This is a genomic window from Helicobacter enhydrae, assembly GCF_001693335.1.
GTDB classification, from domain to species: Bacteria; Campylobacterota; Campylobacteria; order Campylobacterales; family Helicobacteraceae; genus Helicobacter_G; species Helicobacter_G enhydrae.
Map to the genome: position 1 here is coordinate 1,273,560 of NZ_CP016503.1, position 21,937 is coordinate 1,295,496.

Annotated in this window: 24 protein-coding genes and 1 tRNA gene; 14 read left to right on the forward strand and 11 right to left on the reverse strand. The window is 40.2% G+C overall.

Features of this window, described 5'->3' with window-relative positions; genetic code table 11:
* Positions 1–283: 283 nt before the first annotated feature.
* The 9 genes from ppsA to BBW65_RS06135 all read left to right on the forward strand — a co-directional run bounded on the left by ppsA (position 284) and on the right by BBW65_RS06135 (position 8,121).
* Positions 284–2,701 (forward strand): pyruvate, water dikinase, encoded by a 2,418-nt coding sequence (ppsA, locus tag BBW65_RS06095; RefSeq protein WP_066341073.1) that lies wholly within the window; start codon positions 284–286, stop codon positions 2,699–2,701.
* Positions 2,702–2,710: 9 nt separating this feature from the next.
* Positions 2,711–3,730, forward strand: a complete 1,020-nt coding sequence (locus BBW65_RS06100; protein ID WP_066341075.1) for an aspartate-semialdehyde dehydrogenase — start codon at positions 2,711–2,713, stop codon at positions 3,728–3,730.
* 8 nt (positions 3,731–3,738) lie between these two features.
* Positions 3,739–4,254: a YqhA family protein gene (locus BBW65_RS06105; protein WP_066341078.1), complete on the forward strand. Its 516-nt coding sequence runs from the start codon at positions 3,739–3,741 to the stop codon at positions 4,252–4,254.
* Positions 4,255–4,268: 14 nt separating this feature from the next.
* Positions 4,269–4,814, forward strand: coding sequence for a hypothetical protein (locus BBW65_RS06110; protein WP_066341079.1), 546 nt, complete (start codon positions 4,269–4,271; stop codon positions 4,812–4,814).
* 20 nt (positions 4,815–4,834) lie between these two features.
* Entirely contained in the window at positions 4,835–5,347 is a 513-nt protein-coding gene (locus BBW65_RS06115; RefSeq protein ID WP_066341081.1) for an FkbM family methyltransferase, read from the forward strand.
* Positions 5,348–5,361: 14 nt separating this feature from the next.
* A complete protein-coding gene (gene hemE / locus BBW65_RS06120) occupies positions 5,362–6,384 on the forward strand; it encodes a uroporphyrinogen decarboxylase (RefSeq protein WP_066341085.1) in 1,023 nt (340 codons plus the stop codon).
* A complete protein-coding gene (locus tag BBW65_RS06125; protein ID WP_066341086.1) occupies positions 6,384–7,304 on the forward strand; it encodes a radical SAM protein in 921 nt (306 codons plus the stop codon). The genes hemE and BBW65_RS06125 overlap by 1 nt, the downstream gene beginning before the upstream one ends.
* A gap of 37 nt (positions 7,305–7,341) precedes the next feature.
* A tRNA-Asn gene (locus tag BBW65_RS06130) sits at positions 7,342–7,416 on the forward strand.
* 138 nt (positions 7,417–7,554) lie between these two features.
* The gene (locus BBW65_RS06135) at positions 7,555–8,121 is read left to right on the forward strand and encodes a class I SAM-dependent methyltransferase (protein WP_233702015.1); all 567 of its coding nucleotides are present in this window, start codon (positions 7,555–7,557) and stop codon (positions 8,119–8,121) included.
* On the opposite strand, the gene BBW65_RS06140 is transcribed toward BBW65_RS06135, so the two are convergent.
* The 10 genes from BBW65_RS06140 to BBW65_RS06185 are packed head-to-tail and all read right to left on the reverse strand — an operon-like array spanning position 8,122 to position 16,862.
* Entirely contained in the window at positions 8,122–8,547 is a 426-nt protein-coding gene (locus tag BBW65_RS06140; protein ID WP_066341087.1) for a hypothetical protein, read from the reverse strand. It lies immediately after the preceding gene.
* Between the two features lies 1 nt (position 8,548).
* A complete protein-coding gene (gene cmoB, locus BBW65_RS06145; protein ID WP_066341088.1) occupies positions 8,549–9,451 on the reverse strand; it encodes a tRNA 5-methoxyuridine(34)/uridine 5-oxyacetic acid(34) synthase CmoB in 903 nt (300 codons plus the stop codon).
* Positions 9,448–10,446, reverse strand: a complete 999-nt coding sequence (locus tag BBW65_RS06150) for a hypothetical protein (RefSeq protein ID WP_066341089.1) — start codon at positions 10,444–10,446, stop codon at positions 9,448–9,450. Before BBW65_RS06150 ends, cmoB begins: the two co-directional genes overlap by 4 nt.
* A gap of 9 nt (positions 10,447–10,455) precedes the next feature.
* Entirely contained in the window at positions 10,456–12,342 is a 1,887-nt protein-coding gene (gene metG, locus BBW65_RS06155; RefSeq protein WP_066341091.1) for a methionine--tRNA ligase, read from the reverse strand.
* On the reverse strand, positions 12,339–13,175 hold the full coding sequence (gene lgt, locus BBW65_RS06160) for a prolipoprotein diacylglyceryl transferase (RefSeq protein ID WP_066341096.1): 837 nt from the start codon (positions 13,173–13,175) through the stop codon (positions 12,339–12,341). The genes metG and lgt overlap by 4 nt, the downstream gene beginning before the upstream one ends.
* Positions 13,172–13,489 carry a hypothetical protein gene (locus BBW65_RS06165; RefSeq protein WP_066341099.1) on the reverse strand — a complete coding sequence of 106 codons (318 nt, stop codon included), beginning with the start codon at positions 13,487–13,489 and terminating at the stop codon, positions 13,172–13,174. Before BBW65_RS06165 ends, lgt begins: the two co-directional genes overlap by 4 nt.
* Complete coding sequence (locus BBW65_RS06170) at positions 13,486–14,217, reverse strand: RluA family pseudouridine synthase (RefSeq protein ID WP_066341101.1); 732 nt, start codon at positions 14,215–14,217, stop codon at positions 13,486–13,488. Before BBW65_RS06170 ends, BBW65_RS06165 begins: the two co-directional genes overlap by 4 nt.
* Position 14,218: 1 nt before the next feature.
* On the reverse strand, positions 14,219–15,400 hold the full coding sequence (gene waaA / locus BBW65_RS06175) for a lipid IV(A) 3-deoxy-D-manno-octulosonic acid transferase (protein ID WP_066341103.1): 1,182 nt from the start codon (positions 15,398–15,400) through the stop codon (positions 14,219–14,221).
* 12 nt (positions 15,401–15,412) lie between these two features.
* Positions 15,413–16,117: a zinc ribbon domain-containing protein gene (locus BBW65_RS06180; RefSeq protein WP_066341106.1), complete on the reverse strand. Its 705-nt coding sequence runs from the start codon at positions 16,115–16,117 to the stop codon at positions 15,413–15,415.
* Between the two features lie 10 nt (positions 16,118–16,127).
* Positions 16,128–16,862 carry a Nif3-like dinuclear metal center hexameric protein gene (locus BBW65_RS06185; RefSeq protein WP_066341108.1) on the reverse strand — a complete coding sequence of 245 codons (735 nt, stop codon included), beginning with the start codon at positions 16,860–16,862 and terminating at the stop codon, positions 16,128–16,130.
* 113 nt (positions 16,863–16,975) lie between these two features.
* On the opposite strand from BBW65_RS06185, the gene BBW65_RS06190 reads away from it, so the two are divergent.
* On the forward strand, positions 16,976–17,746 hold the full coding sequence (locus BBW65_RS06190; RefSeq protein WP_066341110.1) for a S1-like domain-containing RNA-binding protein: 771 nt from the start codon (positions 16,976–16,978) through the stop codon (positions 17,744–17,746).
* Here the strand turns inward: BBW65_RS06190 and BBW65_RS06195 are convergent.
* Positions 17,738–19,081 (reverse strand): sodium-dependent transporter, encoded by a 1,344-nt coding sequence (locus BBW65_RS06195; protein ID WP_066341112.1) that lies wholly within the window; start codon positions 19,079–19,081, stop codon positions 17,738–17,740. The genes BBW65_RS06190 and BBW65_RS06195 overlap by 9 nt on opposite strands.
* A gap of 239 nt (positions 19,082–19,320) precedes the next feature.
* Between BBW65_RS06195 and BBW65_RS06200 the strand changes: the two genes are divergently transcribed.
* From BBW65_RS06200 to BBW65_RS06215, 4 genes are read left to right on the forward strand one after another with little or no spacing between them, the layout of a single operon-like run.
* Entirely contained in the window at positions 19,321–19,698 is a 378-nt protein-coding gene (locus BBW65_RS06200) for a YbgC/FadM family acyl-CoA thioesterase (protein ID WP_066341115.1), read from the forward strand.
* Positions 19,686–19,943, forward strand: a complete 258-nt coding sequence (locus BBW65_RS06205; protein WP_066341122.1) for an HP0495 family protein — start codon at positions 19,686–19,688, stop codon at positions 19,941–19,943. The genes BBW65_RS06200 and BBW65_RS06205 overlap by 13 nt, the downstream gene beginning before the upstream one ends.
* Complete coding sequence (locus tag BBW65_RS06210; RefSeq protein WP_066341123.1) at positions 19,943–20,647, forward strand: MqnA/MqnD/SBP family protein; 705 nt, start codon at positions 19,943–19,945, stop codon at positions 20,645–20,647. Before BBW65_RS06205 ends, BBW65_RS06210 begins: the two co-directional genes overlap by 1 nt.
* On the forward strand, positions 20,635–21,936 hold the full coding sequence (locus tag BBW65_RS06215) for a M20/M25/M40 family metallo-hydrolase (protein ID WP_066341125.1): 1,302 nt from the start codon (positions 20,635–20,637) through the stop codon (positions 21,934–21,936). Before BBW65_RS06210 ends, BBW65_RS06215 begins: the two co-directional genes overlap by 13 nt.
* The last annotated feature ends 1 nt before the right edge of the window (position 21,937 follow it).

Here is a 21,937-nt window from a genome sequence, read left to right on the forward strand (position 1 = left end):
ACAACAATTGCAATGAAATAAAAAAGAAACAATGCATAAAGCCCAAAAAATAAATATTTGATTGTGAATCCTTAGTAGATAGATTGGTTTAAATTTTGTGATTCTATAATATTTTGTATAGATATTGAAATTTTCACCAAGAATACACGATGCCAAAAGTTGGATTCTCAATAAACTAAAAATATTTTATTCCCCATAAAGTAGAATTTGATTTTTAAGTTGTGAAATTTTTGATTAAAATTACATAATGTTGAAAATATCACTCTAGTGTATGGGAGAGAAGATGAAATATATCAAGTTTTTTAAAGAACTCAACAACAAAGATGTCCCGATTGTTGGTGGCAAAAATGCGAGTATCGGAGAGATGTTTCAAGAATTGTTGCCTGTAGGAATCAAAGTCCCAAATGGATTTGCAATCACGAGCGAGGCATATTGGTATTTGCTTGATAGTGCGGGGATTAGGGAGCAAATCATTTCACTTCTCAAAGATGTAGATCCCACTGATATTGATGTGCTCAAAGTGAGAGCAAAACAAATCCGCGATTTGATCTTCCAAACGCCACTGTCCACAGATCTCAAAGATGAGATTTTGCAAGCTTATAAAATTTTGAGCCAAGAATACAATATGGATGAGGCTGATGTGGCTGTGCGTAGCTCTGCGACTGCTGAAGATTTGCCCGATGCGTCTTTTGCAGGTCAGCAAGACACTTATCTAAGTGTCAAAGGACAAGGCGAGCTCATCCACTATGTGAAATCTTGTTTTGCCTCTCTTTTTACTGATCGTGCGATTAGCTATCGTGCTTCAAGAGGGTTTGATCATTTCAAAGTCGCTTTGAGTGTGGGGGTGCAAAAAATGGTGCGTGCTGACAAAGGAAGTGCGGGGGTGATGTTTTCGATTGATACAGAGACAGGGTTTAGAGATGCGGTGTTGATCACTTCAAGCTGGGGACTTGGAGAAAATGTCGTCGGTGGAACGGTCAATCCTGATGAATTTTATGTGTTTAAACCTACGCTTTTGGAGGGCAAACGCCCAATCATCAAACGCCAATTAGGGCACAAGCACCAAAAAATGGTCTATGCCCCCAAAGGAAGCTCACATCCAACCAAAAACATCCCCACAACTCAAGAGGAATACCACTCTTTCTCTATCAACAATGAAGATATTTTGAAACTTGCGCGTTATGCGATCTTGATCGAAGAGCACTATAGCAAGGAAGCTGGAGAATATCGTCCGATGGATATGGAATGGGCAAAAGATGGCGAGAGTGGAGAGCTTTTCATCGTGCAAGCGCGTCCTGAAACCGTGCAAAGCCAAGCACTCAAAAAAGATGGTGGGCAAAGATTAGAAAAATATCGCTTCAAGCAAGAAGTTCCAAAAAGCGAGGTGATACTCAAAGGTATCGCTATTGGTGGGAAAATCGGAAGTGGCAAGGTGAGAATCATCAATGATATTGAGCATATGGGTTCTTTCAATGAGGGTGAGATTTTGGTCACAGACAACACCGATCCAGATTGGGAACCTGCGATGAAAAAGGCTGCGGCTGTGATCACCAATCGAGGTGGTCGGACTTGTCACGCAGCGATCGTGGCTAGAGAGATCGGAGTGCCTACAATTGTGGGTGCATTGGGTGCAACAGAGAGGCTTTATAATGGACTAGAGGTCACGATTTCTTGTGCGGAGGGTGAAGAGGGGTATATTTACAATGGTATTCACCCTTATGAGGTGGAAGTGATCGAGCTTGAGCAATTTGATCAACCCAAAACCAAAATCTATCTCAATGTGGGCAATCCTGAAAAGGCTTTTGATTTTGCACGATTCCCCAACAATGGCGTTGGACTTGCGCGTATGGAGATGATCATCCTCAATCAAATCAAAGCCCACCCTCTAGCCCTTGTAGATATGCAAAACCACAAATCTGTCCGTTGTGAAGCAGACATCAAAAAACTCATCAGTGGCTATGATAGCCCCAAAGATTTTTTCATCCAAAAAATTGCTGAGGGAATGGGAATGATTGCTTCAGCTTTCTATCCCAATCCTGTGATTGTCCGCACGAGTGATTTCAAATCCAACGAATATCGTGGAATGCTCAATGGTGAAGAATATGAGCCGCGAGAAGAAAATCCAATGCTAGGCTATCGTGGGGCAAGTCGCTATTATTCCGAGCAGTATCGCCCTGCATTTGAGTGGGAATGTCAAGCGTTGGCAATGGTGAGAGATGAAATGGGATTGACAAATCTCAAAGTGATGATTCCTTTTCTTAGGACGCCAGAGGAGGGCAAAAAAGTCCTTGAGATCATGCGTCGCAATGGTTTGGAGCAAGGCAAAGATGGGTTGGAAATCTATGTGATGTGCGAATTGCCTGTGAATGTAGTTTTGGCAGATGAATTTTTGAATCTGTTTGATGGGTTTTCTATCGGATCTAACGATCTGACACAGCTAACTTTGGGAGTTGATCGCGATGGTGAGCTTGTGAGTCATATTTTTGATGAGAGAAATCCTGTGATGCTTGAAATGTTCAAAAGAGCGATTGAGGCGTGCAAAAAACGAGGGAAGTATTGTGGAATCTGCGGACAAGCCCCAAGCGATTATCCCGAAGTGGCAGAGTTTTTGGTCAAAGAAGGAATCACCTCTATCTCTCTCAACCCCGATTCCGTGCTACACACTTGGGAAAAAATACTCAAACTTGAAAAAACGCTTTAGGAGAGAGAGATGAAACAATACAATATTGCCATTGTTGGAGCTACAGGTGCTGTGGGAGAAGAGATCGCTCGTGTGCTTGAAGAAGTGGATTTCCCTATCAACAAACTATTGCCTTTGGCAAGTGCAAAAAGTGCAGGGCAGAGTGTTGAGGCATTTGGTCAAGAATGGATTGTGCAAGAATTGACACACCAAATTTTTGCAAAAGAAAACATCGAGATCGCCTTTTTTTCAGCAGGTGGCAGTGTGAGTGCGGAGTTTGCCCAAAGTGCTGTGGAGGCAGGTTGTGTGGTGATCGATAACACAAGTCATTTCCGTATGCAAAAAGACATTCCTCTTGTGGTGCCAGAGGTAAATCCTGAGATGATTCAAGCAGGAGCAGGAATCATTGCCAATCCAAATTGCTCTACGATTCAAATGGTGCAAGTGCTAAACCCTTTGCACAAACTTTTTGGGATCAAGCGTGTTGATGTCAGCACTTATCAAGCAGTTAGTGGTGCAGGGAAAAAGGGTATGGAAGAGCTTGTGACACAAATGCAGAAATTTTTTGCCTTTGAGCTTGATACTTGTGAGCCCAAAGCATTTGCACACAGAATCGCTCTCAATCTTATCCCCCATATTGATGTTTTTACAGAAAATGGCTACACCAAAGAAGAGATGAAAATGATCAATGAAACCCAAAAAATTATGCAGGTGGATTTTCCAATCAGTGCAACTTGCGTGAGAGTCCCGGTGTTGAGGAGCCATAGCGAATCGTTGAGCGTGCATTTTGAATGCGATGTAGATGTTGCAAAAGCAAGAGAGGGGCTAGAAAAGGCAGAAAATGTGGTTGTGGTTGATGAGATCCAAAACAATCTCTATCCTATGCCCTCTATTGCCACAGATACCAATGAAACTTATGTTGGGCGTATCCGTCGCGATCACTTTGATTCTAAGATTTTACATCTTTGGTGTGTGGCAGATCAGATCCGCGTCGGAGCAGCCACAAATGCAGTGCGAATCGCACAAAAATGGATTGCTTTGCAAAAGTAAGGGGAAATATGAAATTTTTACATCAGATATTTGCAAATATCTTGTGGAATTCTAGACTCTTTGTCATCTTTGCCGTTGTCTTGTCGATGGTGGGCTCGATTTTGCTTTTTTGGGTGGCAAGTGTGGATATTTTGAAAGCAGGAGCAAAAACCTATCAATACTACACAAACGGCTTGAGTGCAGGCGAAGATATCCATACCATTTTGCTCAATGCAATCGTTGGTGTAGTTGATTTGTATCTGATTGCTGTGGTGCTTTTGATCTTTGCTTTTGGATTGTATGAACTTTTTATCGCTAAGATTGAAATCAAAGATGAGCAAAGCTCAAAAGTGCTTGAAATACATACATTAGATCAGCTCAAAGATAAACTTGCAAAAGTGATTGTGATGGCTTTGATCGTAGCGTTTTTCTCCAAAGTGCTTAATATGGGGATTGAAACTTCTCTAGATATGATTTATTTTGCAGGATCTATCTTGGGCTTATCGCTAGGTTTGTATTTTTTGCACAAGGATTCTAAACATTAAACAAAGGAGTTAAAATGAAAAATCTTATTTATAACACGCAAAGACACAAGGGAGCATTGGAGCAAGTTGAAATAATGCTTGCAAATCAAAAAGAAATTTATTTCTTTGGTGGTCTTGGTAGTATGTCTTTAGCTTCCGTCAATGCACAATTTTTGAAGACTAAAGGGATTGATTTTAATGGCTTTATAGCAAATGAGAGGTTTATCCAGCAGGCTACACATTTGGGCAAACCAGTTGTTGCGATTGAGAAATGCGAAATACCAAGAGATGTCAATGTGATTGTTGGAATCTCAAATTGGATAGACGCACGATCAGAGCTTGAATCGTATGGTTTTCACAATATTTTTGTGTTTGACGCATTTGCAGAATTGTTTTTGGAAGATATCACTTTGGAATATTTCCAAAAGAACATCGATGGATTTGAACAAACTTATGCAATCTTGCAAGATCAGACATCAAAAGATTGTATGGTTGCTTATCTTCAAGGCAAAATTTTCAATAATTTTTCAGGATTAGCCTCGACATATGCGGGGGGGGGGCATATTTTAAAAGCGTGCTAAATTTTGGAGTGGATGAAGTGATGATTGATTGTGGTGCATTTGATGGTGATACGGCATTGAAATTTGTAGAAGTGTGTCCAAATTATTCAAAGATTTATGCCTTGGAGCCAAATAGTGAGTTTGTGCCAAGGTTAAAACAGGCAACAAAACAACTCAACATTGAAATTTTTGAAGTTGGGGCTTATTCATCCAAAGGTGTTTTAAGATTTGAAAGTCATGATAGTGGGTGTTCTAAGGTTGTAGAAGATGGTAGTTTTTCTATCCAAACAGATCGTATTGATTCTTTGGTAAAAGATACAGAGAAGCCAATTACTTTTATCAAAATGGATATTGAAGGGAGCGAGCTTGAAGCTCTTAGGGGTGCAGAATCTACAATTAAAAAATACAAGCCAAAATTGGCTATTTGCGTTTATCATCGGCGTAATGATTTGATTGAGATTCCCAAATTACTCCAAACATTTAACCCTAACTATCGTTTTTATTTAAGGAATCACCAATGTGTCCCAGAGGATACAGTTCTGTATGCATTGTAGATTAAGGAGAAAAAATGATTTTTGTTGATGCGGCTTTGAGGAAACCCACACCCTATACGCCTATTTGGATGATGCGTCAAGCAGGACGCTATTTGAGTGAGTATAGACAAACGCGTGCGAAGGCTGGAGGGTTTTTGGATTTGTGTCAAAATGTAGAACTTGCTACAGAAGTGACACTTCAACCTGTGGAGATTCTAGATGTTGATGCTGCGATTTTGTTTAGTGATATTTTGGTGGTGCCAAATGCGATGGGAATGGAGCTAAACTTTTTGGCAGGAGAGGGTCCGAAATTTACCCAAACAATCCGCACAGATGAAGACATCAAAAAGCTTGACACTCAAATCACTTCTAGACTAGATTATGTCTATGAAACGCTTGTGAGCGTGCGTGCAAAACTTCCTCAAGACAAAGCATTGATTGGCTTTTGCGGCTCACCTTGGACACTTGCAACTTATATGATTGAGGGAGAGGGGAGCAAAACCTACCCCCATAGCAAAAAAATGCTCTACACACAACCTGCCCTTTTGCACAATTTGTTGCAAAAACTCACAAAGGAGCTTGAAGCTTATCTTGAGCGGCAAATAAACGCAGGGGCAAATGCTGTGATGATTTTTGATTCTTGGGCAGGGGCTTTGGAGCTTGAGAGCTATTTGCATTTTAGCTGGGCTTATATGAAAGAAATCGCACAAACATTGAAAAGCAAATACCCCCATATTCCCGTGATTTTGTTCCCTAAGGGTGTAGGGGCATATTTGGAATATTTAGATGGCAATTTTGATGTGCTAGGGGTTGATTGGGGGACACCGATGAGTTTGGCAAAAGAAAAATTGGGGGCAAAATATGTCTTGCAAGGCAATCTTGAACCAGCACGACTTTATGACAAAGAGGCGATGGAAAAAGGAGTCGATGAGATTGTTGCTGTGATGGGAAAAACTCAAGGGCATATTTTCAATCTAGGGCATGGAATGATTCCTGATTTGCCGCGTGAAAATGCGATAGAGCTTGTCAAAATGGTAAAAGAAAAAACCAAACGCTAATGCAAAAAATTACATTTGGTCCCATTGTTTCGCGTCGTTTTGGCGTGTCTTTGGGAGTGGATCTCTCTCCTAGCAACAAACAATGCAATTTTGATTGTCTCTATTGTGAGCTTGGAGGTGCAAAAACCACTCAATCAATGCAAGAAGTTTTGCCCCTGCAAGAAGTGCTCAATGCCATAGAAACCGCTCTAAAAAAAGAGCAAAATATCGATGTCTTAACCATTACAGCAAATGGAGAACCCACACTCTATCCTCATTTCACCGCCCTCTCTTCCAAGCTCAAACCCCTCGTGCAAGGGCGTTGCAAAACACTGATTCTAAGCAATGGCTCAAGATTTCTAATCCCAGAAGTGCAAAAAGGATTGTTGGAGTTTGATATCGTTAAATTTTCTCTAGATTGCGTCAGTGAAAAGATTTTCAAAAAAATCGATCGCCCCCACAAAAGCCTACATATCAATGAAATATTGCAAGGAATCCAAGAGTTTGCCACCCTGTATCAAGGTGAGTTAGTCTGTGAAATCCTAGTGCTTGAAAACCTCAATGACACTCAAGAGGAGATGGAAAAAATCGCAGAATTCACACAGAAAATCAAAGTAGCAAGAATCGATTTGGGAACTCTAGATCGCCCACCAGCCTACAAAGCCAAAGGGGTAGAAATAGAAAAACTAAGAGAACTAGCCTTGAGTTTCAAAGGGCAATGTGTGAGTATCCCAATGCGAGAGCAATATAGTATGGAGCATAAGCTAAAGCCCAAAGATGCAAATGAGGTCTATGACATAATATCAAGGCGTCCCATCGGGGTGGAGGAGTGCTCAATACTTTTTGATGATGGGGTGGATTTGATACAGGAGCTACTTCAAGCAGAGAGAATTGTTGTGAAAAAAGTGGCAAATATGGATTTTTTTGTCATAAACTCTTGACTTTGTTGTCAAAACACACTAAAATTTTCCTTTGTTTTCCGGATTAGCTCAGCGGTAGAGTAGGCGGCTGTTAACCGCTTGGTCGCAGGTTCGAATCCTGCATCCGGAGCCATTCTTCAAAATCATCAATCAGATTTTTTTCATTGTTTGAGTATTTATTTTTGCTACATATTGCAAGTGCTTGATTTGCTTTATCTTGGTTTTATAAATTCTTTGTAGAATTTTGAAAATATTTAACACAAGGATCTCGATGCAATCTTCATTGTTTGTCCAATTTCTCAAAAATCCAACAAAAGTTGGTGCTGTATGTTCAAGTTCTCAATATCTTGCTAAGGCGATGGTGAGATATGCAAATATAAAAGAAGCCCGATATATTGCAGAGATTGGGGCAGGTCTTGGAGCTTTTACCAAAGAGATTTTGATACAAAAACCAGAAGCAAGTGATTTTTTTGCTGTGGAGATTTCCTCTGATTTGACGCATAAGCTCAAGAAAAAATTCCCAAATCTTGCCATTTACAATCAAAATGCTTCAGACCTCAAACATATTATGCACTCAAGAGATGTAGAAATGCTTGATGTGGTTGTTTCAGGATTGCCTTGGAGTGTGTTCCCAAAGAAATTGCAAAATGATTTGCTAGATGTGATTGAGGGGAGTTTGAGAAATGGAGGCAAGTTTGTTACTTTTGCCTATGTTTTGCCAACTCCTCAGGCGTTGAAATTTAGAAAATTGCTGTTTGCTAAGTTTCCAAAAACTAAGGTGTCCAAAATTATTTGGGCAAACTTCCCACCCGCTGTAGTGTATTGTTGTCAAAAATAACTATTCTTGAAAATTGAGTTTGAAAAGCTGTTTGTCAAAAATAGCGATATAAAAAGTCGCCTCAAAGATTTTGATGTCCAATAGATTGCCGATGACACGCACCTCGTATTTTTTGTTGTTGGATTGTTTGATGACACCAACAAAATGCATCTCTTGCTCAAATTCCAACGGGGCTAGAAACTCCACTTCAGATCCAATCGTTACAGAAAAAGGTTGATTGACCAAGCACATCGCCGCATAGTTGGCGGCATTGAAAATAAAGCCAGAATGGATGAGATTGTCCTCATCGCAGATCATTTGTTTGGTGGGAGTGAATTTGGTGAGAATCTCTTCTTCTGTGTGATTCAAAATAACTCCACACAAGTCTGATTTGAGTGCTGTGCAAGTCATAAGCTCTATATTGGTTTGTTCTTTGTTGTCTTCCATTTCATTTCCTTTTTAGTTTGAAATATCCACGAATGGGGGCTGGATAGCCCTCAATGGTTAGGCTTGTGTCGCAAGGGTTGAGAAAGTCTTGCAAACTCATTGTATCAATCCATTCTGTTTTGCGTTGTTCTATAAAATCTGTCGATTTGAAAGCCAATCTCTCTACGCTCTCAAACCCTGCGCGCTCACACCAACTCTCCAATGCGCTCGGGCTAGGGATAAAATAGGCATTGCTCATTTTGGCATAGCTTGTTTGGGGGCATAGGGCGATGGATTCTTGAGAATCAAAAATAAGCGTATCTAGGATGATTTCACCGCCCTCTCTCAATGCTCTTTTGAGGAGTTTGAGTGAAGCGATAGGATCTGTGCGATGATAGAGCACTCCCATACACAAAATCAGATCAAATTGTTTTGGGAACAATCCAAGATGTTCTATCCCCAAGAGTTCATAATTGATAGGTGTTTGGGCAAAGTGATTGATGAAATCAAATTGGCATTTGAAAAGTGGATATGGATCAAAACCTGTGAGGCTTTTGGGGCTGTGTGGGAGAAGGGCAAAAAGATAGTAGCCATTGTTGCAGCCAATGTCGGCAATGTCCTTGTCTGCGGGTTTGATATGTGGTGCGATGATATTGTATTTGATGAAGCTTTGCCATTCGCTATCAATCAAGAGTGTGTCGATCTGAAAGGGACCTTTACGCCAAGGTTTGAGCATCATCGCACAATCATAGATTTGCTTGTGTTGCTCTGGAGTTAGTGGAGAGGGGAAACTCAAATGGATGCTTTCATCGAAATGAATCTGTGCCTGTAGGTTTGGGAGCGAGGCGATTTGTTTGATCAGTGGGGCGATATTTGAGGCTTGGAGCTTGTGGCTTTGGGCTTCTCTAAGTGTCTGCAATGTCATTCAAACAAGCTCTGTTCTTGATCTGGCTGTTGGAGATATTCAAGTAGATCTTGGGTTGAGGTATCAAAGATGAGTGCAAAATTGAATGTCGCTGTTTTGATTTGTGCAAGTAGATCTTGGGTTGATTGATAAGGGTAAGTTGGGGCAAGTTGATCAAAAAACTCAACATAATCTTGAGGGGCGAAGCAAATGACTTGTGCCCATTTGGCGTGTCTGAGCATATAGGCTAAGATATCTTTGAATTCTTGAAGTGCAGTTTGGGCGATCAGAACGCGTTCGCTTTGCCCGTATTTGCAAAGCTTGTTGCGTGTGTTGATAAACAAAGGTTGAAACTCATCGATTCCTTTGATTGATGCAAGATCTAGCTCAATGCCTTCATTTTGAAAGAGCGTGATCACGGATGCTAGGGGTTTGAGCAAAAAATGAGGGATTGGGATCTCATAACGCTCACCATTGTAGTAGAGTTTGCTTGTAAAAAGAGTGTAAGAAATGATTTTGAATGGATCTTGTGCTGGTTCAATACTTGAGGTGTAGTCAAGAGAGAGATCAAGGAGATGAGTGTCTTTGATGATAATGCGTTTGGCATTTTGGTTTTGCACTGCCTCAAGGCATTCCAAAAAACTACCTTGCAAAAATAAGTTTTCATTTTTGGCACAGATTTGCAACGCAAGTTCAAACTCAATAGGTTTCAAAAACAAAAGATGCATAGATTGTGTGAGAATCTGATAACGCATCAGGCGGATACTCGCATCTTGCAAACTATCCACCTCAATCCACGCAATTTCATTGTCAATAATTTTTGTCAAATTGCTCTCAAAGACCACGCCATAAGCCCCAAGTTTGATCGCTTGAGGAATCTGAGATTGTGCGGAAACAAAAAAAAGCGCACCCCTTGAGACTTTGTCTAGATCTGTGGTGATGTGTGTAAATGCTGAAATAGAGGGGGTGTTTAGAAGTTTTCCATTAATAATTTCTACAATCTCAAGAATTCTCAAAGTGCTCTCCTAGCCAATTTGACTGCCATTTTGTTTTTTGCCTTGAGGGATGATGAGTTTGAGCCCATCGCCATCTTTTGCAGAAAGAATCATCCCTTCGCTGATATGCCCCATTAGTTTGACAGGTTTGAGATTTGCAACAACACAAACTTGCGTCCCGATCAAATCTTGAGGTTGATAGTATTGTGCAATCCCTGAGAGAATCTGACGCGGTTTCTCCTCTCCAAGATCGATTTTGAAGCAAAGAAGTTTTGTGCTACCCTCCACATTGCAACACTCCAAAACTTCGCCAATACGCAAATCAGAGACAAGAAAATCATCGATTTTGATGTATTGTTTGGCTTGTGGGGTTTGGGTTTCTTGTTGCACTTCTTTCTCCTCTTGTTGAATTCTTGGAAATAATGGATCGCTTTTGTTTAGGGCTAGATTTTCAAGATAACTTTGAGAGTTGATCAGCTTGTCAAACAAATGCGAATCGATTTTAGTGTTGAAAATATCGGCAATTCTTTGTGAAGTTTTTGGCATTACTGCAGAAAAAAGCAGAGTGCCTTTCAAGATAGCATTGCTGAGAAAAACAAGAAGCTCCATTGCCTTGTGCTCTTGCTGATTTTTCATAAGTTTCCAAGGCTCATAATGGCTGATCATTTCATTGCAGAGAGCGAAAATTTTCCAAACATCTTCCAAGAAAAGGTGAAAACTCGCAGTAGGAATGCGTTGGAGTGCAGACTGGATGAAGGTGTGGATTTGTTTGTCTTCTTGAGCAAAGGTGGCGTTTGGATGTTGTGCCTGTAGAGAGAGGTTGAAGTATTTTTCACTCATTCCAATGACACGATTGACAAGATTGCCCAAATCATTGCTCAAATCAGCATTAATGCGTTGGATTAATCCACTAATACTAAAATCACCATCTTGCCCAAAAGGAATCTCCCTCAAAAGAAAGTAACGCAAAACATCATTGCCAAAAGTCTCGCTCACCCCTTGAGGATCAATCACATTACCAATACTTTTACTCATCTTTCTCCCCTCACTCAGCCACCATCCGTGTGCAAGGATTTTTTGAGGCAAAGGCAATCCAAGGCTCAGAAGAAAGCAGGGCCAATAGACTGCGTGAAAGCGTAAAATATCTTTGCCTACCAAATGGATGCTATGTTGCCAAAATGGCATTTTGGATTCATCTCCGCCATAACCTAAGCCACTCAAATAATTCATCAAAGCATCAAGCCAAACATAAATAATGTGCTTGGAATCTGTTTGGCTAGCATTGGGGATAGGAATCCCCCATTCAAAAGTTGTGCGTGTGATGGATAGGTCATTGAGCCCATTTTCTACAAATCTAATCACCTCATTTTGACGATAGGCAGGTAAGATGGGGTTGGTCTGATACCATTGCAAAAGCTTGTCTTGGTATTTGCTAAGGGCAAAAAAATAGCTCTCTTCTTTGATGGTTTGTGTCGCTTTGCCACAATCTGGACAAGCATTGCCATCAATGAGTTGGCTTGCAGTGAAAAAACTCTCACAGCTGATGCAATATTGCCCAACATATTCTCCTTTGTAAATATCCCCCTTTTCTTTCATCAATGCAAAGGCTTTTTGGACAGCAAGAATGTGTTTATCATCGGTTGTGCGAATGAAGTGGTCATATTGGATACCAAACTCATCCCAAAGGTTGCGAAATGTTTGGCTAATCTGTGTGGCATATTCCAATGGAGTTTTTCCTTTTGCTTTGGCAGATTGCTCGATTTTTTGCCCGTGTTCATCCGTGCCAGTGATAAAAAAGGTTTCCTCTCCGCTGATGTCATAAAAGCGTTTTAGAAAATCTGCAAGGATTGTTGTGTATGCGTGTCCAATATGTGGCACATCATTGACATAATAAATAGGGGTAGTGATGTATTTCATTGTTTTCCTTTTTGTGAAGTTTGTAAATGTTTGGCATAAAAAAATAAAGCCAATGCACAGATAAGCATTGCCAAACTCAAGATCTGTCCCATCGTCAAGAATCCATAATAACCCATCTGAACATCGGCTTCGCGATAAAATTCTGCGATAAACCGCATACAAGCATAACTCATAGCATAAATTGAAATGAGCGCACCGTCAAACAAGAAGCGTTTGCGTGCAAAAAACACAATCCAAAACACGACAAAGCCCTCCAAAAATGCCTCGATGAGTTGGCTTGGATAACGCAAGGCACCATCAATAAGGATGCCATAGGGTTTCCAAAAAGTATCGCTATCAGGAATAATGCGTCCATAAAGCTCGTGATTCAAAAAATTGCCAATGCGTCCAAAAATATATGCTAGTGGCACACCTAGAGCCATTAGATCAAGATAACGCAATAGCGGTAGGTTTTTGTAATATGTATAAACGATACTAGCGACAAGGAAGCCCACCACACCCCCGTGATAGCTCATTCCTGAAATGCCGACAAAGTTTCCCATCGAATCAAATGGGCTAAAAATCAGCCAAGGATGTGTGAAATACTCCCAACGCTCTGGAGAATAGATCAGCACATATCCCAATCGTGCCCCAAGCAAGATCCCAATCTCTGCAACGATGAAAAAATCTTCAAAGCTTTTGCGTGTGATGTTGTGGAAGCGTTTTTCTCGGATAAACAACAGAGAAAAAAACAAGGCACTGATAAGTGCGATGATATAGGTGATCCCATACCAATGGACTTTGAGCCCAAACAACTCAAATGCAACAGGGTTGAAATGCTCATACCAATTCATATTTCATCCTTTTGGTATTTGACATCGAATTTTTCTACCAGTTTCAAATCTTCAAAGGTTTTGAAACAAGCGTAGTTTGATGTGATGATGTGGATTGGATATGCATCGATATTGATGTATTTGAGAATCAAACCCAAAATCTGCGTGCTAAGTGGGAAGGTGTCAAAAGTAATCCCAATGGTTTTGATTTGCGGGTTTGCAAGGAGTGTGTTGCTAAGAGTTTTTTTGAACTCTATGAAGCTTTTTGCATCTGTTGTTTTGCCTTTGCATTCCATAAGGAGTGTGCTGCCCTCGATTTCATAGCGTAATTTCATTGCATCAAATCTTTGAATATCTTTGGCATTGGGGAGTGCAATTCATACCCCAAAAGTTTGATCGTGTGCGAGTGGAGCATCAGGCGTTTTGCCGATGAGCCTCCATAAAAAGTGTCTCCAAAGATTGGATGCTTGATGCTTTGGAGATGCACGCGAATCTGATGGGTTCTCCCTGTGGTGATTTGCACTTCTAGCAGAGTTTTTTTGCCACTGATTTGTAGTGGTGTGGCTTTTGTGTAGGCTCTTAGCCCATCTTTGCTGATTTTGCTTCTTGCAAAATTTCCTTTGATTGTCAAAATGGGTTTGGTGATCTCCACTTCTTCGCTCAAGATTCCATTGATGATTGCATAATATTGCTTCACCACACGCTCTTCTTTGAAGGCTTGTTTGGCTTCAAGGTGGAATGGGCTTTTGTCTTTGACAAGGAGAATCACTCCACTAGTTTGGAGATCCAAACGATGCAACAAAGTCCATCCCGGGAAAAAATTGCATAGCTCATAGCTTTCGATAAATGGAGGTTTCTCAAGAGCCAAGATGTGTTCATCTTCAAAGATAATTTGTGGTTTTTGTATGGTTTGGATTGTGAAAATGCTTTTGGGATTTATTTCTTGTCTAGCGATATTGAGTTTTTTGCCATTGACGCTTACGAGTCCTTTGTCGATGAGGTTTTTGGCTTCTTTGTTGGAGATGTTTTCTTGAATCGCTAAGAGTTTATAGGCTTTTTGCATTTTAATGTCCAAAAATCAGGGTAATCAGATCTTGCATTTTACAATCAAAATCTTTAATTTTTGTTTTGCTAAGGGTGTGGAGATCTGTCAATTTGGTAGAAAGCTCTTCTTGATGAATGATTTCATAGTTCTCCACAAGCTCAAAAAGGGCTTTTTGGTTGTAGATGTGTGGTCCGGTTAGGATGGGATTGTGGAAAAAGGCAGGTTCTAGAGGGTTGTGTCCTCCGGCTTGGATGAAGCTACCGCCTAGTATCACACAATCGCTAATCGCAAAAAGATTGTTGAGCTCACCTAGCGTATTGACCAAAACCACATCGCCCCATTGCTCAGAGAAAAGACTGAAGCGTTTGCTAGAGGCATTGCAAATGTTTTTGGCATATCTCTCCACCTCCTCAAAGCGTTCGGGATGACGCGGTGCGATCAGAAGCTTGGCTTGAGAGTTGGATCGCAAATAAGCTTCAAGGATCAGCTTTTCTTCGCCTTGATGTGTCGAGGCTGCAAGGATCACTAAAGAATCTTTGGGATATTGTTTTGTGATCGTGGGTTGTGTGAAGACTTTGAGGTTGGGGAACAAAGAGATGTTTGTCGCACCTAGATTCTGTAAGCGTTTGGCATCGATTGCCTGTTGAGCCAAAACGCTATCAATCAGTTTGAACAAACCGCGATAAAAATAGGCAAATCGTTGATAGTTTTTGAGACTGCGATCTGAGATTCTTGCGTTGAGGAGAATGGTGTGGGCTTGAGATTTTTTGGCACTCCAAAAGAGCATTTTCCATAGTTCTGCCTCGGTGACAATCAGTGTCTGCAGGTTTTGGAAACGCCAAAAGGGTAGAAAAATCTCAAAAGGTAGATAGTGGATCTCAAAGTTTTGGGGGGCAAATCGAGTGATTCGCTGGAGCTCTTGGAATCCTGTTTGAGTGATACAAGTTAGCAGTATTTGGGCGTTTGGATCTCTCTCTAGTATCAAATGCAAAATCGGAGCATAGGATTTGCACTCGCCAAATGAACAAGCGTGAAACCAAAATTTTGGTGTATTTTTGACTTTGAAGTTTCGCAAGAAAAAACGAGCAGGAATGGATTGAGAATATTTTTTTTTCAAAGAAAGAAGTAGTAGGAGTGGCAAAGCAAAGATGTATAAAAGGCTTAGGGTGATGAAATAGACAAAAGGAAAAGGAGCTTTCATCTTGTCTTGGGGTTATTCTTGGATATAAAGGATTCTTCCACAATGTGGGCAAGTTGTGATACTTTCGCCCTTGAGTATATCAGAATAAACTCGATCACTAATGCGGATGAAACACCCTCCACATGCTTGTTTATAGACTGGGACGACACTAGAGTCTTGAGCCCATTTTCTGACTTTTTCATAAAATGACGCTATTTTTTGATCCATCTGAGCGACCATGGCACTTTTTTGTTCAAAGAGTTTGCCTTGCTCATTTTTGACTTCTTGCACTTGAGCTTGAATGTCGCCCTCGATTTCACTGATTTGATGTTTAATTTCACTGATTTGATTCTGTGTGGCTTCGATTTTTTCTTGGATGTGAGCTTTGAGTGTTTCTAAGCGTTCGATTTCTGTATTTTGGAAGCCGATTTGCTCTTTTGCAATCTCTTCTTCGATATTGAGGGATTTCAATTCTTTTTCTGTTTTGACTTCTTTGAGCTTTCTAGCAAAATCTTCTAGTTTTGTAGAGAGTTCTTGCAAAGTTTGATTGCTTTTTTGAATCGAGAGATTGCATTCTTCTGCTTGTTCTGTGAGTTGCATTTGGGTTTGTGCAAGTTTTTCTAATTGTGCTTCTTTGTCAAGTTGGTTTTTCTTGATTTCCAAAATCTTTGGCTCCAAAGCATTGATAGCTTTGTCCAAAGATGAGACTTCGATTAGTTCTTTAAGGTGTTTATTCATCAGCGATTCCTTAGTAAGATTTAAGTGGATTTTCCAAATTGGGTATTATAACCTCATAGCCGAGATTTTGCAAAATTTTATATAAGATTTTTGCAAAATATTTTTCACTCTCAAAATGTCCGACATCAATCAAAGAGATTCCAAGACTCTGCGCTTCCATTGCTTGATGATGTTTGATGTCACCTGTGATGAGACAGGAATCTGAGTGGGGTGGGATAATGGATAATGCACTCATTCCGCTTCCACAGACGATATAAACTTGAGAAATTGATGGGCTAGATTTGACAGCTTTGAGATGAGAGGTTTGCATTTTGTTTTTGATTCTTTGAATGAGTGATTCAAAACTTGTTGGAGGAATAGAAGTATGCAGAGCAAAACTTTGTTGGACTAGAGATTCAAACCCCAAGATTTCTTTTGCAAAATGCAAATTAAGATGAGTGCAATCAAAATTCGTGTGCATTGCAATAAGCGAACAATGTTTAGCCAAAAGAATCGAGGCGATATTGCAAGGATAATATTCTGGATTGAGATGTTTGAGAGGAGAAAAAATAAGTGGATGGTGTGCGATGATGAGGGAATGCTCTTGGACTTGATGAGCCATAGACAAATCAACTTCTAGTGTCGCATAAATGCGTTGGAATCGATTCTTGAGACTGCCAAGGTTTAGACCGCTATTGTCCCATTTTTCTTGTAGGGTAAATGGAGAAAGTGCGTCAAGCTGTTCATAGATTGTAGAAACTTGCATTGATTTCCTTTGGTTTTTTGCCGAAAATCTTACACTAAAAGATTGCTCTATATGGTTATTTTCATTCTTGGGCTAAAATTTTTTTTATTTCAATCTAAGGATGTTTCACAATTATGGTTGGCACTTATCAAAAAATGTTGGTAAAAAAACTTCTGCCATTTGGGGCGATACTTGGCGAGGAGGAAATTTTGCTCCCACAAAAATATGTCGATAGACAATTGAGCGTGGGCGATGAGGTGGAAGTCTTTGTTTATACAGATAGCGAAGATCGTATTATTGCGACAACGGATCGACCATTTGGGATTTTGAAAGAAATTGTATGTTTGCAAGTTGTGGATATTGTCGCCAATGGCGTATATCTTGATCTAGGATTAGCCAAAGATATTTTTATGCCCACACAAAGAAAACTTTGCAAAGGAGAGTTTGTGGTTGTTCAAATCACACTTGACAAACAAGGGCGTTTGTTGGCGCGTTCTAATCTTGAGTTTCAAAAATGTCTTTCATATCCACGATCTAATCATCTAGAAGCAATTCCATATCAAAAAACACCTATGGGGTGGAAATGTGTCGTGGAGAAAAAATTTAGCGGTTTGTTGTTTGCAAACGAAGTGTTCTCTCAGGTTGTTTTGTTTCAGCCCTTAAATGTCGGAATCAAAAAACTGCGAAAAGATGGAAAGCTTGATTTGAAATATGTTCAAACAGATGTGTGTCAAAAAATCTTGGAGTTATTGAGAGCAAATGGTGGTCGTATAGCGGTCAATACAGATTCTCCGCCAGATCAAATTTATCAAATTTGCCAAATGAGTAAGAAAAAGTTTAAAGCAACTTTAAACACACTTGCCCAAGAAGTCGGGCAAGATGAGTATGGAAGCTATCTAAAATAATATTGGAGCAAGAGCAATGATTGCAATCACCAATGGAGCAATATAGGCAATGATGGCATACCATAGCTCAAACATTGCAGGGGAGAAAAAGCTCTCTGTGTATTTTCTAAGTCTTTCTTTGCCAATCACATAAGCAGAGAAAATAAGACAGAAAAACCCTCCAAATGGCATCAAAACCTTTGAGGTAGCGAGATCCATCCAATCAAAGAGAGAGGTTCCGCCAAAGCTAAACAATACACTATAATCTTTGGTGATTGATAGAATAACCATCACTCCAAAAATGGTGATGATTCCACAACAAATCCAAGTTGCCTTCGCTTGAGTCCAATCAAATCGATCTCTAAGATATGCAATCGCAGGTTCAACGATGGAAACCGTTGAGGTGATTCCAGCAAATGCCACGCAGAGCATAAAGAGAAAAGCAATAATGTTGGCAAAAAACCCAACAGAATTCTCCAATTGCGAAAATGCAAGAGGGAGTGAAATAAACATAAGTTTGGGACCAGCAGCAGGCTCTCCTTCAAATGCAAAAATAAGGGTAAAAATAATCAACCCTGCAACTAATGAAACAAAGATTCCAGAGATGACAACCCAAACAGAGCTTGAGAATAGATTTTCATTGTCATTGGCATAGGCACCATAAATCAAAATCGTTCCAAGCCCTAATGACAAAGCAAAGAAAACCTGACCCAACACATCTACAGCTACTTGTGGCGTAATTTTTTCAATGTCAAATTTAAACATAAAATCCACAGCCTTGCCAAACGAATCAAAAGACATAGCATAGAAAAACAAGCCAATAAAAATAATAAAAAGCAAAGGCATCAAGATGAGATTAAGCTTCTCGATCCCGTCTTTTGCACCTTTTGCTACGATATAGGCAGTAAGAAACATACAAGCCAAAAGCCCTGCAATTTGTGTAGGAATCGAACCTGTGGCTAAGGTTTCAAAAGTTGTTTGTGCTTCCTGGAGGTTTTGAGGTAGATTAAAGCTACCAACAAACAAATAATAAAGCACCCAACCCAATACAACTGCATAAAAAGTCATTACCATTGGTCCGCCAATAGCCATAATGCCGATAAATTTCCAAGTGCTTTTGTGATTTGGCTCTAGTTTGGCAAAACTTTCTACGGGGTTGGATTTTGCTTTGTTCCCAATAAGCATTTCTGCAATCAGCATAGAAACTCCGATCACAATTGCTAGAAACAAATAAAAAACGATAAATGCTCCACCACCATTTGTTCCTGCCATATAAGGAAATCTCCAAATATGCCCTAATCCAATAGAACTTCCTAATGTCGCTAAAATGAAGCCTATTTTGCTGAAATTATTCATAATATACCTCCTGCTGAAATATGCACCGCATATTTGTGTGAGAAATTTTGCTTGGTAAAACTCTCCGGTGACAATAATATACAAATTAACTTATTTATTACTTAAATTAAGATCAAATAAAGCAAGTTTTTAGAATCGCAATTTGATTTTGATTAATTAAGTTGTGCAAGCTTGTTTCCAAAGTGTGCTATTGAGTATTGATATAATATTTGAAAATTTTAGTCAAGCAAGGAGAGGGTATGCAAGTGCGTGTGTATTATGAGGACACAGATTGTGGCGGGATTGTTTATCACGCAAATTTTTTGAAATTTTGCGAACGAGGGCGTAGCGAGGTGTTTTTTGAAGATGGGAAAATGCCGTGTAACGCAGAGATTGGGTTTGTAGTGCGAAAAATCGAGGCAGATTTTTTGCAAAGTGCCAAATTGGGGGATATTTTGGAAGTGAAAACCGAAATTTTGGAGCTCAAAAAGGCATCGCTACTATTAAGTCAGAGAGTGTATAAGGGTGAAGAGAAGTTGTTTGATATGCGTGTGAAAATGGGGTGCGTGAGTATCACTAGTGGCAAACCAAGTGTGATCCCAGAAGAATTTATGGAGGTTTTGCGATGCAAACTTTAGAAGGTAAGCCACAGATTGACTACCCTACACAATGGGAGTATCGTTTGATTGGCTCTCAGAGAGAGGCGTTGTTGGCATTGATTGAAGAGGTGATTGAACATCCAAGTGTGATCAAAGATGGACAGCAATCAAGCGGAGGGAAGTTCGTCTCTGTCATTGTCCAAACGCTCGTGCAGGATGAAGCTGAGCGTGATCGAATCTTTATGCGATTCAAACAAAGTTCCGTGGTTAATTTGGTGCTTTAATGTATGGGATTGGCAAAATTGACTATTTGAATCTTTTGCCATTTGAGATTTATATCAAAGGTTCGGCACTCCCTAGTCAGCTAAAAGCTATGATGAAATACAAAAAATCCTATCCAGCCAAGCTCAATCAAGACTTGCTGTTTCATCGCATCGATATGGGGTTTGTTTCTTCTATTTTGGCAAATCGTGGCAAACGCAATTTTCAAGACATCGGCATCGTGGCAAAAGGCGAAGTTTGGAGTGTTTTGGCGTTGCCAAATGATTCAAAAAAAGACGCACAATCTGCGACTTCCAATGCTTTGATCGATGTGTTGGGGGAGAGTGGGGAGGTTTTGATCGGCGATCGTGCCTTGCTGTATAAGCTTGAGGGTGGAGAGTGCAAAGATTTAGGGCTATTGTGGTGGAACAAAAAAAGATTGCCATTTGTGTTTGGTCTTTTTTGTGTGGCAAGAGGGAGTGCGTTGGCAGAGAAAATCGCGCGTGGTTTTGGTGGCAAGGCAATCAAGATCCCATATTATTTGCTCAAGCAGTATGCATATCAAAGCCAGATACCATACAAGCAGATTTTGCAATATCTTCAAAGGATCTCCTATACTCTTGGAGCCAAAGAAAAAATGGGGTTGAACAATTTTCATAGAGAGATGATGTTTTTGCAAATCAAAAAACCAAAAAGAAATTATAAGGAGGCTTTATGCAAGAAGTAATAGAATATTTTGAGGCGATTTGTCAAATCCCTCATTGTAGCTTTGACACTCAGCAAATGAGGGAGTTTATCGTGGATTTTGCTCTTGAAAATCAATGTGAGGTGAAAGTCGATAGTGTGGGCAATATCCACGCTTACAAAGGGAATCCCACTCTATGTCTGCAAAGTCATTATGATATGGTATGTATGGGCGAAGCACCAAGGGTTGAGATGTATGAGGATGAGGGCTATTTGAAAGCCAAAAACTCTTCTTTGGGGGCAGACAATGGAATTGGTGTGGCAATAATGCTTGTCGCACTTAAGAGATTCCAAAATATCGAATGCCTTTTTACCAATGATGAAGAGGTGGGGCTTGTGGGGGCAAATGGATTGGAACATCGCCTCATTGCCAAAAACTTGCTCAATTTGGATTGTGAAAATGAAGAAGATGTGACGATTAGTTGTGCAGGTGGGGTTGATGTATTTGCACAAATGCCTTATGGATACCAAAAAAAGACAGGTTCTCTTTATGAGGTGGAGGTTGTCGGATTGAGGGGTGGGCATTCGGGAGTGGATATTGTCACAAATCCCACAAATGCAATCAAAACCCTCGCTTCCTTCATTGCCAAAAATGGAGGAGAAATCATTGAGTTTAATGGGGGAGAGAGAATCAACTCTATCCCCAAATACGCAAAAGCCAAAGTGATTTTCCCTCATCAGATGGAGGAGGGGAAAAATATCGAGCTTAGATTCTTGGGAGTGCAAGAAGTTGATGTGTGCGATCATTCTCAAAGATTGCTTCAAATGATCAATAGCTTTGCACACGGATTGAGGAGCTATGATTTGACGCTTGGTATTGTAAAAACAAGTATCAACCTTGCGATGGTCAAAATGCAAGACAAAATGATAAGGCTTGAGCTATTTGCCCGATCCAACGAGGCAGATGGCTTGTATCAAATCGAATTTGAGACTTTGGAATTTTTCAAAGCGTTTGGCTGCATGGTGCAGAGCGATAATTTTTATTTACCTTGGGAGGCAAAAGAGAGTGCATTTGCACATCAAGTGCTTGATGCGATGCATGTATCTATCCCGACTGCCAAATTTTATGCAATTCATGCGGGGCTAGAGTGTGGTGTCATTGGTGCGAAGCAAGAGGGGCTAGAGTGTTGCTCGATCGGTCCTAATATCTACAATCCTCATTCAACTAGTGAGCGTTGCGAGATCCGCTCTGTGGAGAAAATCGCTCGAGTTGTTTTTGATTTGATTGGTGCCAATGAAAATACGATAGAATCACAAAAATCAATGAATTAGG